Annotated in this window: 13 protein-coding genes and 1 pseudogene; 3 read left to right on the top strand and 11 right to left on the bottom strand. The window is 36.4% G+C overall.

The annotated features are described in order from the left end of the window. Nucleotides 1-11: 11 nt before the first annotated feature. The 7 genes from gldL to IPI31_07175 form a co-directional block, all read right to left on the bottom strand. Nucleotides 12-830: a gliding motility protein GldL gene (gene gldL, locus IPI31_07205; GenBank protein ID MBK7567604.1), complete on the bottom strand. Its 819-nt coding sequence runs from the start codon at nucleotides 828-830 to the stop codon at nucleotides 12-14. 81 nt (nucleotides 831-911) lie between these two features. Continuing rightward, nucleotides 912-2,195 (bottom strand): SUMF1/EgtB/PvdO family nonheme iron enzyme, encoded by a 1,284-nt coding sequence (locus IPI31_07200; protein ID MBK7567603.1) that lies wholly within the window; start codon nucleotides 2,193-2,195, stop codon nucleotides 912-914. 147 nt (nucleotides 2,196-2,342) lie between these two features. Beyond that, the gene (locus IPI31_07195; GenBank protein ID MBK7567602.1) at nucleotides 2,343-3,350 is read right to left on the bottom strand and encodes a type IX secretion system membrane protein PorP/SprF; all 1,008 of its coding nucleotides are present in this window, start codon (nucleotides 3,348-3,350) and stop codon (nucleotides 2,343-2,345) included. A gap of 76 nt (nucleotides 3,351-3,426) precedes the next feature. Next, a complete protein-coding gene (locus IPI31_07190) occupies nucleotides 3,427-5,490 on the bottom strand; it encodes a thioredoxin domain-containing protein (protein MBK7567601.1) in 2,064 nt (687 codons plus the stop codon). 315 nt (nucleotides 5,491-5,805) lie between these two features. Continuing rightward, on the bottom strand, nucleotides 5,806-6,588 hold the full coding sequence (locus IPI31_07185; GenBank protein MBK7567600.1) for a uroporphyrinogen-III synthase: 783 nt from the start codon (nucleotides 6,586-6,588) through the stop codon (nucleotides 5,806-5,808). Nucleotides 6,589-6,609: 21 nt separating this feature from the next. Then, nucleotides 6,610-7,500 carry a DUF4271 domain-containing protein gene (locus tag IPI31_07180; GenBank protein ID MBK7567599.1) on the bottom strand — a complete coding sequence of 297 codons (891 nt, stop codon included), beginning with the start codon at nucleotides 7,498-7,500 and terminating at the stop codon, nucleotides 6,610-6,612. Next, on the bottom strand, nucleotides 7,501-9,288 hold the full coding sequence (locus IPI31_07175) for a hypothetical protein (protein ID MBK7567598.1): 1,788 nt from the start codon (nucleotides 9,286-9,288) through the stop codon (nucleotides 7,501-7,503). Between the two features lie 38 nt (nucleotides 9,289-9,326). Here IPI31_07175 and hemW point away from each other — a divergent pair, with 38 nt between their 5' ends. Further along, complete coding sequence (gene hemW / locus IPI31_07170; GenBank protein ID MBK7567597.1) at nucleotides 9,327-10,478, top strand: radical SAM family heme chaperone HemW; 1,152 nt, start codon at nucleotides 9,327-9,329, stop codon at nucleotides 10,476-10,478. Between the two features lie 424 nt (nucleotides 10,479-10,902). Here the strand turns inward: hemW and IPI31_07165 are convergent, their stop codons facing one another. Continuing rightward, complete coding sequence (locus tag IPI31_07165) at nucleotides 10,903-12,897, bottom strand: S9 family peptidase (GenBank protein ID MBK7567596.1); 1,995 nt, start codon at nucleotides 12,895-12,897, stop codon at nucleotides 10,903-10,905. A 157-nt stretch (nucleotides 12,898-13,054) separates the two neighbouring features. Beyond that, nucleotides 13,055-13,552, bottom strand: a complete 498-nt coding sequence (locus IPI31_07160) for a TlpA family protein disulfide reductase (protein MBK7567595.1) — start codon at nucleotides 13,550-13,552, stop codon at nucleotides 13,055-13,057. Between the two features lie 230 nt (nucleotides 13,553-13,782). Between IPI31_07160 and IPI31_07155 the strand changes: the two genes are divergently transcribed. Continuing rightward, a complete protein-coding gene (locus IPI31_07155) occupies nucleotides 13,783-15,372 on the top strand; it encodes a hypothetical protein (protein ID MBK7567594.1) in 1,590 nt (529 codons plus the stop codon). A 21-nt stretch (nucleotides 15,373-15,393) separates the two neighbouring features. After that, complete coding sequence (locus IPI31_07150) at nucleotides 15,394-16,260, top strand: Omp28-related outer membrane protein (protein ID MBK7567593.1); 867 nt, start codon at nucleotides 15,394-15,396, stop codon at nucleotides 16,258-16,260. Nucleotides 16,261-16,439: 179 nt separating this feature from the next. On the opposite strand, the pseudogene IPI31_07145 reads toward IPI31_07150, so the two are convergent. Together IPI31_07145 and IPI31_07140 are read right to left on the bottom strand one after the other, a co-directional pair. Next, nucleotides 16,440-17,988: pseudogene (locus tag IPI31_07145) on the bottom strand (IS1182 family transposase). A gap of 192 nt (nucleotides 17,989-18,180) precedes the next feature. Then, a complete protein-coding gene (locus tag IPI31_07140) occupies nucleotides 18,181-19,302 on the bottom strand; it encodes a hypothetical protein (GenBank protein MBK7567592.1) in 1,122 nt (373 codons plus the stop codon). Between the last annotated feature and the right edge of the window lie 253 nt (nucleotides 19,303-19,555).

The raw sequence follows: 19,555 nt of genomic DNA, 5'->3' as shown, positions 1-19,555 counted from the left end.
GTAAAAATGAATTAACGGTTAGCACCTGTGCTCATTGCACTTAGCATATTACCATATACACGGTTCAATGCAGCCAAATTAGTGGACAACTGACCAATTTCTTCACGGTATTTAGCAGTATCTGTAACTGATTCCTGAAGGTTATCCATAGCGCTGTTCAAGCTACCATAGAATTTGTTCATTGCCTTAAGATGGTTGTTGGTATCTTGTAATTCTAATTCGTAAATAGCATTCAACTGACCTAAGTTTTTAGTAACCATTTGCACTTGCTCGTGGTATTTTGTTGTATCAACTGATGTTGAAGTGATCTGTTCCATAGCTTTAGCAGCATTTGAATACGCGTCACGCATTTCAGCAACAGCAATAGAAGCATCTTTTATTTTAGTTGAATATTCGTTTGTATTAAGTGCAGCATCTTGTACGTCACCTAATTTTTCGATATTTTCACCTAATCTCTTAAGGTTATCACCTAATCTTTCGATCATCATTGGTTCAACTTTGCTCTCTTCCAGCATTTTGTCCAATTGTTTGGTAACGCTTTCTCTTGGTTCCATTTTGTGAACCTTTTTACCTGATTTTGCTTCTTCAACTTCAGGAGCGATATCCAGGTCCGGATAGATCTTCTCCCAATAATAATCTTTGTGTGGAGGCAACACACCTAACAATAAGAAAATGAATGCTTCAGTGAACATACCCACCATTAACATGAAATCGGCACCTTCCCAGTGGAGGATTTTGAAGAGAGCTCCTACAAGTACTACTGATGCACCTAATCCGATGATGAGATTCTTGAGACGTTTAAAACGATCGGTTTCGAAAAATGCTGACATTTTGTTTTAAATTTTTAGTTTTAGAATGATTGTTAAAAATTGCTGATTTTGTGTGTTCACTCTTGGTTAGGAAATTATTTATTAGAAATCACTCATAGAGCGACCAAGGAAGGTCATGCAACAACGGAAGCCAACATAACATTTTGCTGTATCCTGAAATTCCCAGTGTCTTGAACCTGTTTGTATATAATAACTGATATCTTTCCAAGATCCTCCACGGATAACCTTTCTTTTCATTGCCGGTGGATCATTTTCATCTGCATCATATCTATAATCAGGATTTTCATCATGAATAAATGAATAGGAGTTTTCAGCAAATGCTGTAGATGTCCATTCGGAAACATTACCTGCCATATTATATACACCGAAATCGTTCGGTGCATAAGAGTATACTTTAACTGTATAATAACCACCATCTTCCGGATAATTACCGCGACCAGGTTTAAAGTTTGCCAGATAACATCCTTTTGTATTTCTCACGTAAGGTCCACCCCAAGGATAAGGAGCTTCATCTCTTCCACCACGTGCAGCATATTCCCATTCGTGTTCGGTAGGTAAACGGAAATCGTCTACAATAACTTCCTCGTGTGATCTTCTCCAGTCGTTCCAGAAATCGGTTCTCCATGTTGTGAAGGCACTTGCCTGTTTCCAGGAAACACCAACCACAGGATAATCGTCGAAGGAAGGGTGAGAAAAATATTGACGGGTCATCGGTTCATTGTAAGAATAAGTATAATCATGCACCCAAACTAAAGTATCGGGATAGATCTCAATTGGTTCTTCCACCATGAAATCAGCAATGTTTTTATCGCGGTTTGATTTGGATGCTGCTTCCTTCCATTTTGCCCAACGGTAGCTGAAGATCAGCTGGCGTGTGTCCACTTGTTTTTCACCGTAGTAGGTTTCACTACCGGGTAAATAAATTTCTTCCAGACGGGAAACTGTTTCTTCATCTTCCCAGTCGATTGGTTGTGACCAGTCAATTTTAGGTTCTTCAGTTGCCTGACCTTCCTCTTCTTCTGCATAGTGATCGAGCAGAACGTGAGAAATGGAATCGCGCACCCAGAAAACGAACTGACGATATTCGTTGTTGGTGATCTCGGCATCATCCATGTAAAAACCTTGAATGGAAATTGACTTTGTTCTTTGCCAGAGGGAGTTGTTAACATCCTGGTCGCTGGGCCCTACGTGCAGAGTTCCGGACGGAATGTACACCATTCCAAAAGGATTGATGGGTTCCCAGACCGGTCGGTCTTGCATTCCCAGCAACTGTCCCCTGTAATCATCCCAACTCGAGTGACTACAGCCTGTTCCGGCGAGGATGGCTACGAATGCAATAAGTAATAATGGCAGGTTTCTTTTCATACTTGACATGATTTGTAACTTTAAAACCGTGTAAAAATATCATTTTTATTGGTTAAAAAATAATATTTCGCCCCAGTTTTTTCACACACTTTTTCCTAAAAGTATGTGAAATTAGCAACTTTCTATTAATTCACAAATTTAATGCTGTTAATGATATAAATATCTCGGATTGTTAATCATCTTTCCTACTCTTGGTTTTGCAACCGGGATACTATATCTGAGCACTAATTCGTGTGATCCTGAACTTACCGTGTTTAAGGCTGAGGTTGTGATATCGTAACTATAACTTACGCGCCACTTATCGGTGATATTCAAACCTGCTATCAATGCCACTGCATCATACTGACTGTTGGCATATCCCCTAAACGATACTCCTGCTAAAATATTGCGGTTGTAAGTAAAAATTGTATTTACATCAACAATACTTTCCACGAAGTCGGTTTTATAAAGAACATTAGGTGTGATATCTATTTTATCGTTCACCTCAAATTTGTAACTGATATAAACGTTACCGCCGGGGTAATATTGTACATCATTGATTGTCGCGTCTTTTCCATTCAAGATCGGCGACAACAAATGTGATGCAGCAATCCCTGCGGTTAAATTTTTTCCAAAGAAATAGATACCTGCCGACGCGTCGGGTAACAGTTCTGAACTTAATGTGACAGGCAAATTAGGGTCATTATGGTTCACATTATTCTCGTAATTGCCTGTTGGCGTGATTAGTTTGCTCCCGTCGATCGATTGTTGTATGAAACCCGCTCCAGCACCAAAACTTAAGGTAGAGGTTCTGAATTGTTTTTGATATGCATACATGAACATGGCTCCAGTATTTCGCTGTTGACCCGCGATATCATTCACTATTGTAATTCCTGCACCGCCGTGTAATTTGTAAATTGGCAGATGAGATGTGAGAGATTGTGACACTGGTGCTCCGGGTAGATTCACCCATTGATTTCTGATATTAACAGTGGATACCCAAGCCTGTTCGTTGCCCACTGCAGCTACATTAAAATATACTGGATTGAACATGTATTGTGTAAACTGAGGATCCTGTTGTGCATAACTTCGGAACGACGCCGACTGTCCTTTTAAAAAAGAAGACCCTGAAAGCAGTATTAAAATAAAAAGTATCCTGTGTATAAATCTGTCCATCCTTACAATTAAACCTAATAACGAAAACAGAATCCGTTTCGTATTTGACATAAAGTTAATCCAAACATCCCTCTTCTCAAAATTCTGTAAGAGCTGATCGGTAATCAGACACAGAACTGACAGGAAGTTTACAAACATTGTTTTTGCACAGATGAATAAAAGTGCCCTCTGTATTATATCTGTTCTTTAGCAAAGGATATTCTGAATTTCCTGATTCATCTGCCTGAAAAATTAAATGCGGATAATAAATATGTTGTAATTCTTCCATAATTTTTAAGGCATCTTTACCTACCACTGCTACCTCTCCATATGGAAATAAAATTTTTAATGCGGCACCCAACCAATTTCCAAAGGAAGAGCCGTGTTTTAAAATTGCGGGTTTTAATTTTAACAACATATTAATCGCTATATCGTACCATTTTAATTCTCCCGTTAAAATAGAAAGTCGAAGGAGATCATGCACCATTATCGAATTACCGGAAGGTGTTGCATTATCATAAAAATCTTTATTGCGTAATGGAATGTCGTTTTGATCTTTATGTGTGAAATAAAACATCCCATCATTATCCATAAAATTTTCTATTACAAATGTGGCATACAATTGTGCGCGAACTAAATATTTTTCTTCCGAGGTAATTTCATATATATCCAATAGTGCCTGAATAATTGCAGCATAATCTTCAATAAATGCAGGATGTTTTGCAAGTCCGTTTTTATAGGTATGGAACAATTGTCCTGCATTGCTTTTATCTTCAAAACAAGACAAAAGAAAATCAATATTTTTTATCGCTAAGTGTTTGAATTTAGATATTGCAGTTGCCTTAAATGCCTGCACAAAAGCGGAGCAGGTAAGAGCATTCCATGACAGTATGATCTTATCGTCGAGCCCAGGTTTAATGCGGTTTTCCCGATAATGCAACAATTTTTTATTGATGAGGTTTATTTTAATTTCCACCTCTTCTTTGGCCAACGAAAATTCTTTTGCTAATGCATCATTATCAATGGTGCGATATAAAATATTTGTGTGTTCCCAATTGCCGGTTTTTTCGATATTATACAATCGGGAGACAAATGTGATATCCTCCCCAAACATTGTTTTAATTTCATCATAAGTAAAGGTATAATATTTACCTTCCACCCCTTCTGAATCGGCATCGTAGGAGGAATAAAATCCAAATTCATCATTCATCATTTCACGTTCTAAAAAATCGAGAGAGCGCAGTACAACCTGTAAATATTCTTTATTCTGAGTAGACATAAATACTTCGGCATATAAATGAATAAGTAAGGCATTATCATATAACATTTTTTCAAAATGCGGTATTATCCATTTTTTATCTACGGTATATCGCGCAAATCCACCGTCTATCTGATCGAATATTCCGCCATACATCATTTTTTGAAGACTCAGATGAATATGATTTTCAACTGCACTATCCTTCAGAAAAAAGTTTGCTCTCCATAAAAATTGCAGGCTCATGGTACCCGGAAATTTTGGTGCTGATCCAAATCCGCCATCCACAATATCAAAATTATTTTTAAGAGATGTAATTACTGAAATAATATCTTGTTCGGTAAATGGAATTTCATTGTCGGAAATATCTTTTAATGGAGTTATAAAAGCATTATCCATTTGCAAAATGTGCTCCGAAAGAGCGGCTGCCTGTTGTTCCACTTTATCGCGTTCGCGGCTGAAAGTATCCTTCATATACATGAGCACTTCCATCCAGGAAGGTTTGCCGTATCCGGGTTTAGGCGGGAAATAAGTTCCCCCGCTAAAGGGCAATAGATCAGGAGTAAGAAAAATATTTAAAGGCCAGCCGCCGGCACCTGTGAGAAGCTGGCATGCATTCATATATATATTATCTATATCAGGGCGTTCCTCGCGGTCAACTTTAATATTTACAAACCAGGTATTCATAAATTTTGCGGTTTGTTCGTCTTCAAAACTTTCATGTTCCATTACGTGGCACCAATGACATGCAGCATACCCAATAGAAACTAAAATGGGTTTATCTTCATTTTTTGCCTTTTGCAATGCTTCATCCCCCCAAGGAAACCATTCCACAGGATTATAAGCATGTTGAAGGAGGTAAGGTGAGTTTTCGTGTATAAGATGATTTGATGTTTGATTTTTCATTAATACAAAGGTAAGTGTAGAGCTCGAAGTAATGAGTAATGAGAGAGGAGTGAGGAGAAAGGAGTGAGGAGTTTAAATTTCTTCGAAATTTTTATAAATCCGGGTATTCGTTTTCCTATGCCCTATGTCCTATTTCCGATTTGGGAAATAGGTTGCGCCCGCAGGATAGATAAATTTTCAAATAGGAGATCAAAACTCCAATGGTAGCAGTTGGCAAACTCATAACTCCCGTCCGACCGGGTCGTCCGGGCGGGCATTACTCATTACTGATTTTGTGAATCATGAATGAAGTGTTACTCTGAGATTATTAACCAATCACTTCTTCTTATTCGCCAAGGCAATATAATTGCTCAACGCCATAATAATAGAAGGAGTTTCGGGAGTTGGGGCCTTAACATCAACGCGCAGTTTGCGATCTTCCATTGCTTTGAGTGTAGAAGTTCCCATACATCCGATTCGAAGATCGCCTTGTTCGAAATTTGGAAAGTTTTGAAATAAACTTTGCACCCCGGTGGGAGTGAATAACACGATCATATCATAATTGATCTTGCCATTCATATCACTTAGATCGGCAGAAACGGTTTCGTAAATAGTTGCCTCGGTGAAATCGGCATTATTATTTTTTAAATACTCCGTAAAAACATCCTTATGGCTAGGTGTGCAGGGGAATAGAAACTTTTCGGTTATATGTTTTTTAAAGAGGTCGAGCAGTTCCGAGTCCTTCCCGGAGCCGTAAAAAACCTTTCTTTTTCTATACTGAATATATTTTTGCAGGTAAACCGCAATTGCTTCAGAAACGCAAAAATATTTGGTCATTTCCGGCATGCGTATGCGCAATTCTTCACAGAGACGGAAAAAATGATCGATCGCATTTCTGCTAGTAAAAATAACAGCTGAAAAGTCGAGAATATTAATTCGTTGCTTCCTGAATTCTTTTGAGGATAATCCACGAACCTGAATGAACTGACGGAAATCAATTTTGATTTTATACTTTTCCGCAAGTTCCTGATAGGGTGATTTTGGGGTTTCAGGTGGTTTAGGTTGCGAAACGAGAATGGATTTAACTGATTTTATTAACGGTTCCTGGCTGTTGTTCATCGGCAAATTTTTTTCCTTCACCTAACCCCAAGTGCTAAAAAGCTTAACTGCTATTAGAATTGGGGCTATTTCGAGGGCGCAAATATACAGCAAAAAATAGACGATATGAAACCGGTCGAAGGCTCTCATAACAGCAAATCCCTTGAAAAGGCGTATCAGTAAAGCAATTAAAACCACGAAACAAGCTCCAAAAAGCGACCATGTGCTTACCGGAGCCTCGGCAAATGCGGCTAATATCACAAAGGGAAGCAGGGCAATTCCGAGCAAATGGTAGATAACCTGTGCATTAAACCGAAAAAAACTGATCTGGGGGCCAATTTTAAAAGACGCAGAAATTATGGCATACCAGACTCCCTTTAGCAAGTAGAGCAGGATAATTAACCCAATGGATGCTAATATATTATAAAAAGTAATTTCGAAGGGCATTGCTATTTCGTAATACTCTGCGAGTAAAAAGATGAATATTCCGGCAGATAATGTAAAGTTTACAAAGGTGAGTAGTTTAAAGATATTGGCAGAAAATTCTCTGTCCCGATAAATTTGTTGCCCCAGATTACTGTTAATGATAACGGTAAAATTTTCGCTGAGTTCTTTCGAAAAAACAAATCGCAACCAGGTAACATATATCAGCATAATTAACAAGAGTATGGGTAATAACACATCGCGTTTGCGCACATGAATCTGGCTCGTTAATACCTGGCCACCGGCATCCGAACTTGCTGTGAAAAGGGAATCGTATGAAAATTTTGGAAATTCGAGCTCTTTTAAAACAGCATCGGTATCAATTAAAACTATGGGATACTCAATTTGATTTGAATTAGTATCATTCTGCAGCACATTCGGACCCATTTGGCCAAAGGTGAATGCACCAAAGCATATGAACAACAGACTTAAAAATAAATATTTTACCACTCAGAAATAATTCACGTAACCGAAATGAATTTTAGCATTTTTTATGCTCAGAGGATTATTATTTTGACTTCCCAGAGCATAATTTAGTCCAAAGATACCCGCTTTTGTTTCAAAATTAATTCCTGCACCTATTCCAAAGGGGAAATCGCTGGTTGACATTCCCACACCTTTATTTTCTACATATCCGGCATCGGCAAAAATTGCTGCGTATGAATTTTGGGAAAGCAGATATCTGATCTCTGCAGTAAAAATGTGAAATTGAGAAACCGGGATCGACTGATCATCAAATCCGCGCAACCCTGAATTTCCTCCCAACCTTAATAATTCATTTTGAAGAATAGTAGAATTAATAATTGATGAACCATGTGCCTGCAACAAAAGTGCATTTCTTTTAAAAAATGGAATAAAATACCGCAAGTCGTAATTATATTTAATGGATAAAGTTTTTGTTTCAATACTATCGTACAAAGTACTGAAATCGAAGTCAGGAAACTCGGGATCAAATAGGGATGAAATCGTGTTATTTTCTTTAATTGTCTTAGTTCCCACGGAACCTGTGATAGAAAAAGCATATCCATTTCGGGGATTAAATTTATAATTGAGTTGTTCGTAGTTCCAGGTTAATCCATATGCTCTTTCCGAAAGATCAAGATTGAAGGGCAATGTTTTTGTTGAAAGAATTAAACTGGTATCAACAGTTAAAATAGCTGAACTATAAAAAGAAACAAAGGCTTTGATATTATTACTTCCGCCAAATTGATATAATAATCCCGCCGAGGAAGATAATTCCAGAAAATTGGAGTCTTTTAAAAATAAATTAAAATCGGCCTCCAGGCCAAGCGGCAAACCCGGTAAATATGGATATCCGAAATAGGTTTGTAATTCTTTTGTTGTGCTTTCGAGTTTGGAGAAATGCAATTTAAAAATTTCGCCGGCATCAAAAATATTGTGCAGATCCAATCTTCCTTCGCCGGTTATAATAAATCTTCCCGTAATTTCTGTATTTGGAATTACACCTACAATAAAATCAAATCTGCTCGTTTTTTTTTCATCGAGATAAACGATCACCTTTGCTGTATTTCCATAAAATTCTATTTTGGTATTACCTCTAACCGTAGCAAATGGTATTTCTTTTAATTTGTTATCGAGTCCGTTAAGCAATTCCTGATCATATGGCTCCCCGGAATGTATACCTGTATATTGACGAAGATAATTTCCGTTTAAATTTAAATTGCCGATTATTTCAATGGTATCAAATAAAATGAATTGATTTTTTTGCAGTATGAGATCTGCAATTATGGAAGAATCTTTCCATACTATGCTATCGAGATAAACTGTTGCAAAAGGATAACCATTATCCTCCGAAAAGTGTAAAAGTTTAATCATAACGGAAGCCAGTTCATCGTATCGGAAAACTTTATTTTGGAAATCTTTTTTTCTGTATCCGCTGTTGTCCAAAAAATAGGGGTCTACATTGGTGGTGTTCAGTTGTATCCAATTAATTGTTTTTCCTTTTTCTACTTGAATGTAAAGGGTGTCGTTTCTTTCATTGAGAATACTCCATGATGCGGTGAGAAATCCCTTCTCATAATAGTGATACATAAATTCATTCAAAAAAGTATTTCTTTCCAATTTTGAGTCAAACTGCTCTAATTGCAGAGAAGAACCTTTTTTGTTTGAAATTTCCTGCTGATCTTCCGTGATTACAACAAAACAAATGGAATCCTGTGCTCTTAACGGTGAAAGGGCGGTGACCAATAATATCCAAAAGAGTATACGAAGTCGCATATTAAGGAGAGCAAATTTACTGATACATTTGCACTGCAATGCAGATTAACGAAAACAAGGCCGGAATTTATATACATATACCTTTTTGTAAACAGGCCTGTACCTATTGCAACTTTCATTTTTCCACCTCACTTAAACTTAGGGATGAAATTATTTCTGCTATTGTAACAGAAATAGCACTCCGAAAACAATTTCTGGAGGGCAAAAGCATTCAATCTATTTATTTTGGAGGAGGTACACCTTCTTTATTAAGTTCTATGGAATTGAATTTGATTCTGAAAAATATATACCATTACTATGCTATAGATAAAGATGTGGAGATAACACTGGAGGCAAATCCCGATGATATCAATGCGCAAAAATTAGAGGAATTAAAAACAAGCGGAATCAACCGAATTAGTTTGGGTATACAATCGTTTTACAACAGAGATCTGTTAATGATGAACAGATCGCACGATGCAGAGCAGGCAGAAAAAAGTTTGATATTGATTAAAGAGGCCGGATTTGAAAATATTACAGCCGACCTTATTTATGGAATTCCAAATCAAACCAATTCAGAGTGGGAAAAAAATATTCTCAAATTGTTAAGTTTTGATATAAATCATATTTCCTGTTATGCCTTAACAGTAGAACCTAAAACAAAATTGTTTCATCTCATCGAAAAAAATAAAATGTTAAAGCCTGATGAGGATCATGCAGCACAACAATTTGAAATATTAACGAAAATACTTCCCTCACATGGATTTGAACATTATGAAATTTCCAATTTTGCAAAACAAAAAAAATATTCAAGACATAATACTTCTTATTGGTTAGGGAATTGGTATGCAGGATTTGGACCTTCCGCACATTCTTTCAATGGAAAAACCAGGCAATGGAACATAAGTAATAATGCACTCTATTTAAAAAATATCAGCTCTGGTCACCCTTTATTCGAATCGGAAGAATTAACCTTATCTCAACAAATAAATGAATATATCATGATATCCCTTCGAACTATGTGGGGACTCGACAAAGATCAATTTAAAACGAAATTTGGTGAAGCTGAATTTATTCGATTGATGAAGGATGCAGAAAAATATATTGCTGATAATTACATAAGCGATGATAATGGCAAATTGACAATCTCAAAAAAAGGAAAATTTATTTCTGATGGGATTATTGGGGATTTGTTTAATTTGGGGATTTAGGACATGGGACACGGGACTGGACATAGGACATGGGAAATTGGACACGAGACATGGGACACGGGACACGGGACTGGACATAGGACATGGGAAATTGGACATGGGAAAACAAAAATGTATCGGGTATCAGGTATCAGGAAAACAAACGGTGGAGTTTGCAAAAATTCGGAGGATGTGAGGCTCTCGCTCCCAGCGAGGGTCTCACTAACGGTATAAGACCTAACAAAACAAACGGTTGGATTTAGTAAAATTTCGCAAGAAATTTAAACTCCTTTTTTTTAGTATCAAGTATCGGGTATCAGGAAAACAATTGATGGGATTTAGTAAAATTTCGCAAGAAATTTAAACTCCTCTCTCCTTTCTCCTCTCTCCTCAATTGTCAATTGAAAATTAATAAATTGAAAATAGTTTCGATTATCAATTAAAGTTAAGGTTTTGGAATATTCGTTTTCATATTAGCTGCCAGAAATCCCATCATTGTTTTGTAGAATTCGAGTCTGTTTTCTTCGAGTTTAAATCCGTGACCTTCGTTTGCTTTTAACATGTATACCACATCAATATTTCTATTTCGAAGTGCATCTACCATTTGTTCTGATTCCGTTTTATTTACACGGGGATCGTTGGCGCCCTGGGCGATAAATAATGGAATTAAAATATTTTCAGTGTGAAAAACCGGTGATGCAGCCACTAATAATAAACTGTCCTTTTTAGGATCACCGATCATTTCATACATCATTTCTTTTTCCGGTTCCCAGTAGGAAGGTAAATTATTTAAGAGGGTAAATAAATTGGATGGTCCAACATAATCTATTGCGCAAACATATAAATCGGGGGTAAATGTAGCGCCTGCCAATGCAGCATAACCACCGTAAGATGCGCCGTAAATTGCAATATTATCGGGATCTGCGATCCCTTCATTTATTAGCCATTGGACGCCATCACTAATATCATTTTGCATATCTTTTCCCCATTCTTTAAATCCCTTTATAGCAAATTCTTTTCCGTAACCCCAGGAGCCACGGAAATTAATTTGAAATACTGCATATCCCCTGCTCGCCAATAATTGTACATCAGCCCGGTAACCCCAATAATCGCGTGCCATTGGTCCGCCGTGCACTAAAATAACAGTTGGCAAATATTTTTTATTTTCCACACGTGGAAGGGTGAGATATCCATTGATATTCAGACTATCGCGAGAAGTAAATGCTACAGATTGCATATCGCAGGTTTGATCCTTGTCAATATTAGGATTTATTTCAGCGAGATGTGTAATTGATTTTAGCTCTGCGTTATACAAATAAAAATCTCCGGGTGTTCTATCGTTAAAAGTGCGAACTATTAAATTCTTTTCATTATCTGCATAAGAATTAAAATAAATATCGCTACCGGGAAATTCAACCTTTAATTCTTTATAAATGGATTTCAGGTCTTCATCGAAAAAAACAGTGTGTTTTTTATCTGTTGCGTAATAACAGGAAATTAGTTTATGTTTTTTAGGAGAGCGTTCTGCATATAAAACATCAACATCAGGATGCTCATAAATGACCTCCGGATTTTGAGCATTTGCCGGATCAATTTTTACCAACGCAGCTTTGTCGCGATTGAGGTTCGACAATGCATAAATATATTTATTCTCCTCATCAAAAAACAAAGGTTCCACCATTTCTTTCCAATCGCTTACAAGAATGGAAGTAAATTTTTCATTTTCTGTTGCGCGATAAAGTAAGTGTGTTTTTGTGCCCTTTTCAACACTAACAGCCAATCGCAATTTTCCTTCATTATCAGCTTTCCATATTGTTACAGGGTTGATGATATCTTTATTTTCTGCAAGTTGTGTGCGTTCTCCGGTGCGGATATTTAATCTGTATGGTTCAAAAAGAGCAGGATTATTTTTATTCATTGCGATGATCACCTCATCAGGAAAATCGCGCAATTCATCAATTATTTCGATACGAACATTTTTTTCGGGAGTGAGTTCCCGTTTATTGGAACCATCTTTATTAATTGCATATAATTTAAAATTTTCATCGCCACCCGAATCTTTAACAAATAATAAAGTGTTGTCATTTTTCCAGAAATAGTTACTGATATCTCTTTCTGTATCAGAGGTGACACGAACAGGTGTTTGCCCCTCTCCCACTTTTTGAACATAAATATTTAATCTGGTTTCATATGGGCCGAGATAAGAGATGTAATTACCGTCTGGAGAAATACAAAATGCTGTTTTTTCGGGATTCTTAAAAAAATTCTCTACGGGAATTTTACCATTATCCAACAACATCAATTCCGCAATACGCAACGAATCATTTACATTGGCAACAGATGTTTCTTTATTACAGTCTGTTCCTGAGGTAATTATTAATAGGCCACATAAGAGCAATACGAAACTACTCGTTTTTATTAATGTTTTCAGTTTCTTCATCTCCCCCACTTTAAGCAAAAGTCAAATTTATATAACTAAACAATAATAGATGTATTGCGTTCGGGTAATTCAACATCCGTTAACAGTGTTTAACAATTATTATAGGGATAAAACAAAAAAAGGAACCACATGGGTTCCTTTTTCAAGTTTTTTTGGTTTACTGCTGCTTGGAAAGCTCCTTTAATTTGTCTTCGAGAACATATTCATCACCTTCAATATATCCGGTGTGTTTTTCGACAATACTTCCGGTTTTATCCGTAACAACGGTAAACGGCACTGATTGGCCGCCTAAAAGACGGTGCAGTTCTTTATTAGTATCCAAAATAACAGTATATGTCCAACCTTGTCCTTCAGCATATGATTTTACATTTGCCTTTGTTTTAGCATCGTCAATAGAAACCGCTATGAGTTCTACATTGTATTCCTTTTGCCAATCTTCATAAATTTCAGCAATATTATTGAGTTCCTCTTTACATGGAATACACCAGGTTGCCCAGAAACTAAAAACCTGAATTTTACCATCTCCCTTGTAATCGGAAATCTCCACCTTATTGCCTTTGATATCATATAAACTCAAGGCAGGAATGGGATCCTGAGCTTTTGCTGCAATAGTGCAGAGGAGCACAAAAAAGGGTATTAATACCAATTTCTTCATTATTTGAAATTTTTGTAGTTCAAAGATAGGCATCTCAGTCAATATTTATGCCATTAAACTTGAGTGATCCCACTTGATTTGCTCTCTGAAAATTGAAAATTACAAGAAAATTACAATTGTGTAATCAAGCTAAAGCCTCATAAAACATGGAATAATTGATTAATAACAAATTTTATATCCTGTTAAATTCAATTCACCTTTTTACCTTAGTGGCGGGAAACCCATTCGATATGAGAAAAAAATTACTGTTATTACCTTTTTGTTTAGGAATCACCGTGTTAATTGCCCAAAGCAGTTTTTCAGGTGATCTGCAGCTGAACACGGAATTTTATCAAAGTGATTCCGCTATCGGAGCAACCGGAACGCCGCACTACGACAATCTTTTAAGCGGAGCAAACGGTTGGTTAAATACAAGTTACAGAAATGAACAATTTGGACTTGAAGCCGGTTTGAGACTCGATATTTTCAATAATTCCAACCTACACAATCCCGGTATTCCATATACAGATGCTGGTATTGGAAGGTGGTATATCAAAAAAAAGATAGACGCCCTTACAATTACAGGAGGATATATTTATGATCAGTTTGGAAGTGGATTGGTATTCAGAGCATATGAAGAACGCACTTTGGGAATAGATAATGCGTTATTTGGGATGGAAGTACAGTATGATATAAATGAAAACTGGACCGTAAAAGCGTTAGGGGGACAAATGAAAGATCTTTTTTCAAGGTATAATCCGGTAATTAAAGGAGCGAATATTGAAGGGATTATTCCAACAAAAAATCAAAATATACAAATAGCTCCTGGAGCCGCTTTCGTGAACAGAACTATTGATCAGGAAAATATGAATGTGATAGTTGATCAGATAAATGGATATGATCTGGAAGACCGTTTTGTACCGAAATATAATATGTATGCAGGATCAGTTTATAATACATTAACGGTTAAAGATGTTAGTTGGTATATAGAATATGCGCAAAAAAGTCAGGAAGCAATTAAGGATATTGATAATCAATTGGTAAATGAAAATGGCTCCGTTATTTATTCCTCCTTATCTTATTCCACTTCTAAAATCGGAAATGGATTTGGAATAACCGGACAGGTGAGAATGGTTGACAATTGGGTTATGCGTGTATCGCCTAATGAAACACAATTGGATGGAATTATGGATTATCTTCCATCCCTTACAAAACAAAATTCATTGAGGTTAACAGCCAGATATCAGGCAGTAGCTCAGGAATTGGGGGAATTAGCCTATCAGTTGAATTTAACTTTTACACCAAAAAAAGGATATACCATAAATGCGAATTATTCGAATGTAACTAACGACAGTGTTCAGTTATTTCAGGAAATATTTGTTGATTTTGAAATGCGCAAACCAAAGTATAAATTATTGTTGGGGGGACAATATATTTCTTATCATCAGGAAATTTTTGAAAACCATCCTGATATTCCTGTAGTGGAAGCAATTACCCCGTTTGCAGAATTTATCTATAAGTTCGACAGGAAAAAATCGATGCGTGTGGAATTGCAGTATCAAAGTACGGAACAGGATTATGGAAGTTGGGTTTACGGTTTAGTGGAATTTAATATCGCTCCGAAATGGAGTTTTGCATTAAGTGATATGTGGAATTATGATCCTTTGCTCACAGAAAAAGCATTACATTATTATTCCATTTTTGGAGGATTTACTCATAAATCATCAAAAATTACGTTGAACTATGTAAAACAAATTGCGGGAATTGTTTGTACGGGCGGAGTATGCAGATACGAACCTGCATTCAGCGGTTTAAAAGCGGGATTGGTAACAACTTTTTAATTGAATTTTAAAAGAAAGAATATGAAAAATAATTTTTTAACCGGAGTAAACTATTTGTTGTTGTTCGGTTTTATTATAGTGCTTCAAACTTATTCCTGTAAAGAGGTTGGACCTGCAATTAATCTTTCAGAAACAGATTATGAAACCTATTTAGGTACACCACAATCGCCAGATGATAAAGTAGTTTTAATTGAAGATTTTACAGGAGCGGCTTGTGTAAATTGTCCTGATGCGCATGAGGCAATTGCATTGGCAATTGCGGCAAATCCCACACAGGTATTAGCCATTGCAGAATATAATTATTTTGGTGATCCGTTATATCTGGATCAGAATTTTCTTACTGTTGAAGCAGAGGCATTAGATGATGATTATTTAGGTCCGGTAGTTGGTCATCCTGCAAGTTTTATGGATAGAGTTGATTTTAGCGATGACGGATATCTTGCAGAACCTCCTACAAATATTGTAAGTTATACAAACGACAGATTAAGTGAAATTCCACCTTGTAATATTGTTTTATCAAAAGTATACGATGCTATTTCCAGAGAATTAACACTAACTGTTACCATTGATTATACATCTGATGTAAGTGTAACAAATCATTTAAGTGTATCTCTTTTAGAAAGTGGCATTATTGCTGCTCAAATTACCGATGCAGGTGAGGTGGAAGATTATGAACACAATCATGTTTTAAGAAAAATGCTTACTTATTATTCGGGTGATAATTTACCGGAGGAGAATGTTGCGGGAAGAGGATATATATTTACTTATTCTTATATTTTGGATGATGATTGGAATGCGGATAATATGAGTGTTGTTGCTTTTGTGCATAATTTTGAGGCGGATGATAAGGAGGTTTTGCAGGCTGCGGAAATAGAAATAATTGATTAAAAATCTTGAGGAAGCGGACGCTTCAACGAATTTTACACAAGCCTAAGGCTTGCGCTATTTATTCCAAAAAAGAGGCTGTCTCAAAAGGATAGCCTCTTTTTATTTTTTAAGACCAGTTTGATGTTTCGCCTTTGACTTTAAATAGATTGGGGTTTAAAAATCATAATGCAAAAGTCTTTTTATGAGAGCTTACCATTCATTTTTTTCAGATTATGTGCTAATGCTAATAATCCTGTTTCTATTTCTACCTTTTAATGCCTCTTAAATTAAATCGTTTAAACTTTTTATTCTGCTTTATATTGGCGAAGACAGGTTCTACATCGACACATCGTTGTCGTCGTAGTTTTAATCCTTTCTCACTGGTTAGAAGAGCATGAACTTGTGCTTTATATTTTCTGAGGTTGTGATTTATTTTTACTACCCTGTCGCCTTTTGATTGATGGCAAGCATCCCTCAACTCACACCTGGTGCAGCTTTGAGCCTGGTAATGGGTAACTATTTGGGTAAAGTCATTCCTGCTTTTGTCTCGATGTGTTCCCACATTATACATCGGTTCATTTATCGGGCAATATAAAATGTCTTCCTGTTTATCATATCGGAGATTGGAAGCTACAAACTTGTTTTTTTTATGGGCTTTTGTTTCATCCTTGTAAAATGTATTGTATTTGATATAGGGAGTAATATTGTGCTGATCGCACCATAAATAATTTTCTTCACTTCCATAACCTGCATCTGCAATTACATTTACAGGAAGCCTATTGTACAATTTATTAAAATGAGTGAGATGGTTTTTTAAAGTTGTGCTGTCATTAGGTTGTTGGTGAAGGGTATAATTAAGGATGAACTGATTATTGGTAGAGATCTGCAGGTTATAACCAGGCTTCAGCTGGCCGTTCAGCATATGGTCTTCTTTCATGCGCATGAAGGTGGCATCATGATCTGTTTTGGAGTAACTGTTTCTGTCGGCTAATATTTTTTCATGCTGCTCATATTTCTTCAGGTTCTCAACGAAGTTTTTTTTACATAATTCAACTTCTGTTTAACCTTTTGGGGTATTTCTTTTCCACTTATTGCCTTATCTATTTCCTGGATGGTTTGTTTTACTTTTTCCGGATCGGCTGCCTCAAAACTAATTGCTGAAGTATCGTTGAGTTCTTCCACAGCCACTTGCTGACTATAGGCCCAAAGCTCCTTTAATTGACGGCTCATTCTCTCCCGGTTTGTCCTGATCGCGTTTCCCCATACAAAAGTATATTTATTAGCGTTGGCTTCTATTTTTGTTCCATCTGTATAAATCTCCTTCAGACTCACTAAACCCTGATCTGCGAGCAACATCACCACCTGGGAAAAAACACTTTCCAGGCCCTCCTTTAATTTCTCCGACCGAAAACGATTTAATGTATTATGATCCGGGCGACTCATTCCACTCAGCCACATAAAGTGAATGTTTTCCTTCACGGAAGCTTCCATCTTGCGGCTTGAATAAATGTTATTCAGATATCCATAGATTAATATCTTCAGCAACATACGCGGGTGGTAACTTGATGTCCCTCCACCTTTATATTGCTTCACAAGTCCATCGATATTTACTGAATCAATAACATGATTTACCAGACGTACCGGATGATTATTCTCGATTAAATCTTCGAGTGAGGGAGGTAAAAGATTCAATTGATTCGGAGAATAAGGTTTGAAAACTAATTTTTTGCCATCTCCAAATCTCTTCAAAATCTATAATTTTTTAAAAAACTATATAAACACCCAAATGTGTACAAAACAAAGAGGCTATCCTTTTGAGACAGCCTCTTTAGTTTTTATAGTTTAGATAAATGGATTCAATTGAATACAAATTAATTGGGTGTCGAACTCATTACCTGCCTGACGCTGACACCGTCGGCAGGCAGGCTCATTACTCATTACTCATATCTTCAACTGAAACTGCGCAATAAACATATTACTTGCATCAATTCCTCCGGGGGAAACGGGACTTGCCCAACTGGTGTTTACGATATTTAATTGTAATCTTGCCATATTATCAGGGAGAAAAGTAAATCCGATATTTCCGGTTATAGTTGTGTAATCATTATTATTATTTGAAACAAAGGTATTGGGATCGGTGTTTTCAAATTTTCCGCCTACTTCAAAAGTTTTGCACCAAGGTTTATCGATGTCAATTTTGAATAATGCCTGTCCAAAATATCCACCCATGGTATAATCATCAATAAAAAAATCTGCACCGGTGGTATCGTCTGCAATTGCTTTGGTGAAATCGCTCGTATTTATGCCCTGAATGTATTCTCCTTCAAGTATTAATTTTGTTTTTTTAGTGATATTCTTTTGAATACTAAGGTCAGCACCAAAAGAATTAGTATTTTGATCTTTTAAAGAAATATTTTGCGCATTCACTCCTATTCTAAATCCTTTTATGAAGGTATATTCTAAACGCCCCACAATATTTTTTTGAGAATTATCATCATAATTCACGGCGCGACTGCTGCCGTTTGCAACTGCCAGATAATAATTTAGTGGAGTTTTTTCTTTCATAAAAGTTCCAAATAACATTACACCAGGTTGGTAAGATGCAAGATTATTGGAAACAAATAAAACGCTGGTAGTACCACGATCAACCATGCGAAGATCTTCATGACTGGTAAGTTCATCCAGCTCATACGGCATTTTAAATTGACCTGCTCTAAGACCTAGTTTGTCCGACCATTTATATTCCATATAAGCCAACTCAATAGTTCTTCCTATGTTGGCTCCTTTTAATTCAGGTAGTTGCACACGTACAACCCCGCTGAATTTATCATTCAATTTAATATCAGTTCTTAATTCTATCCTGCGCATTCTGAAGTTTACTGCCACAGGATCTGAAACAAATTTGTTTTGCACGTCAATGCTGTCGGTAAGTGATGCTTCAAATCTGGAATGCACCAGAGCCTTAACCTTAATGGTTGGGTTAAAGGTGGTTTCTGTCTGAGAAAACAGCTGTGTGCTGCATAATACAGCAATTATCAGCAGTCCTTTAAGTTTAATTTGCATATTATGTTGTTTAGTGCTGCAAATATAAAATGGACTTTTGCTTAGTAAGTTAAGTTAATATTAAGTTTAGATTTAGTTTATGGTAAGTTGTTATAATGTTGATGGTGCGTTAACAATAGGAGTAAATTGCCTCCAAAAAGGTTCTAATTTTAATTAATTATGATTTTGATATTAAGTGTTGATTGAATTAATGTTGGGTAATTTTGCGAAGTTGCAAAGAGCATTTACCAGGAGTGGAGGATATATGTTAAAT

The sequence above is a fragment of the Bacteroidota bacterium genome, assembly GCA_016706865.1.
Taxonomy (GTDB): Bacteria; Bacteroidota; Bacteroidia; order Chitinophagales; family BACL12; genus UBA7236.
Note: the sequence above shows the minus strand (reverse complement) of the source record. Positions and strands in the feature narration are given on the sequence as shown.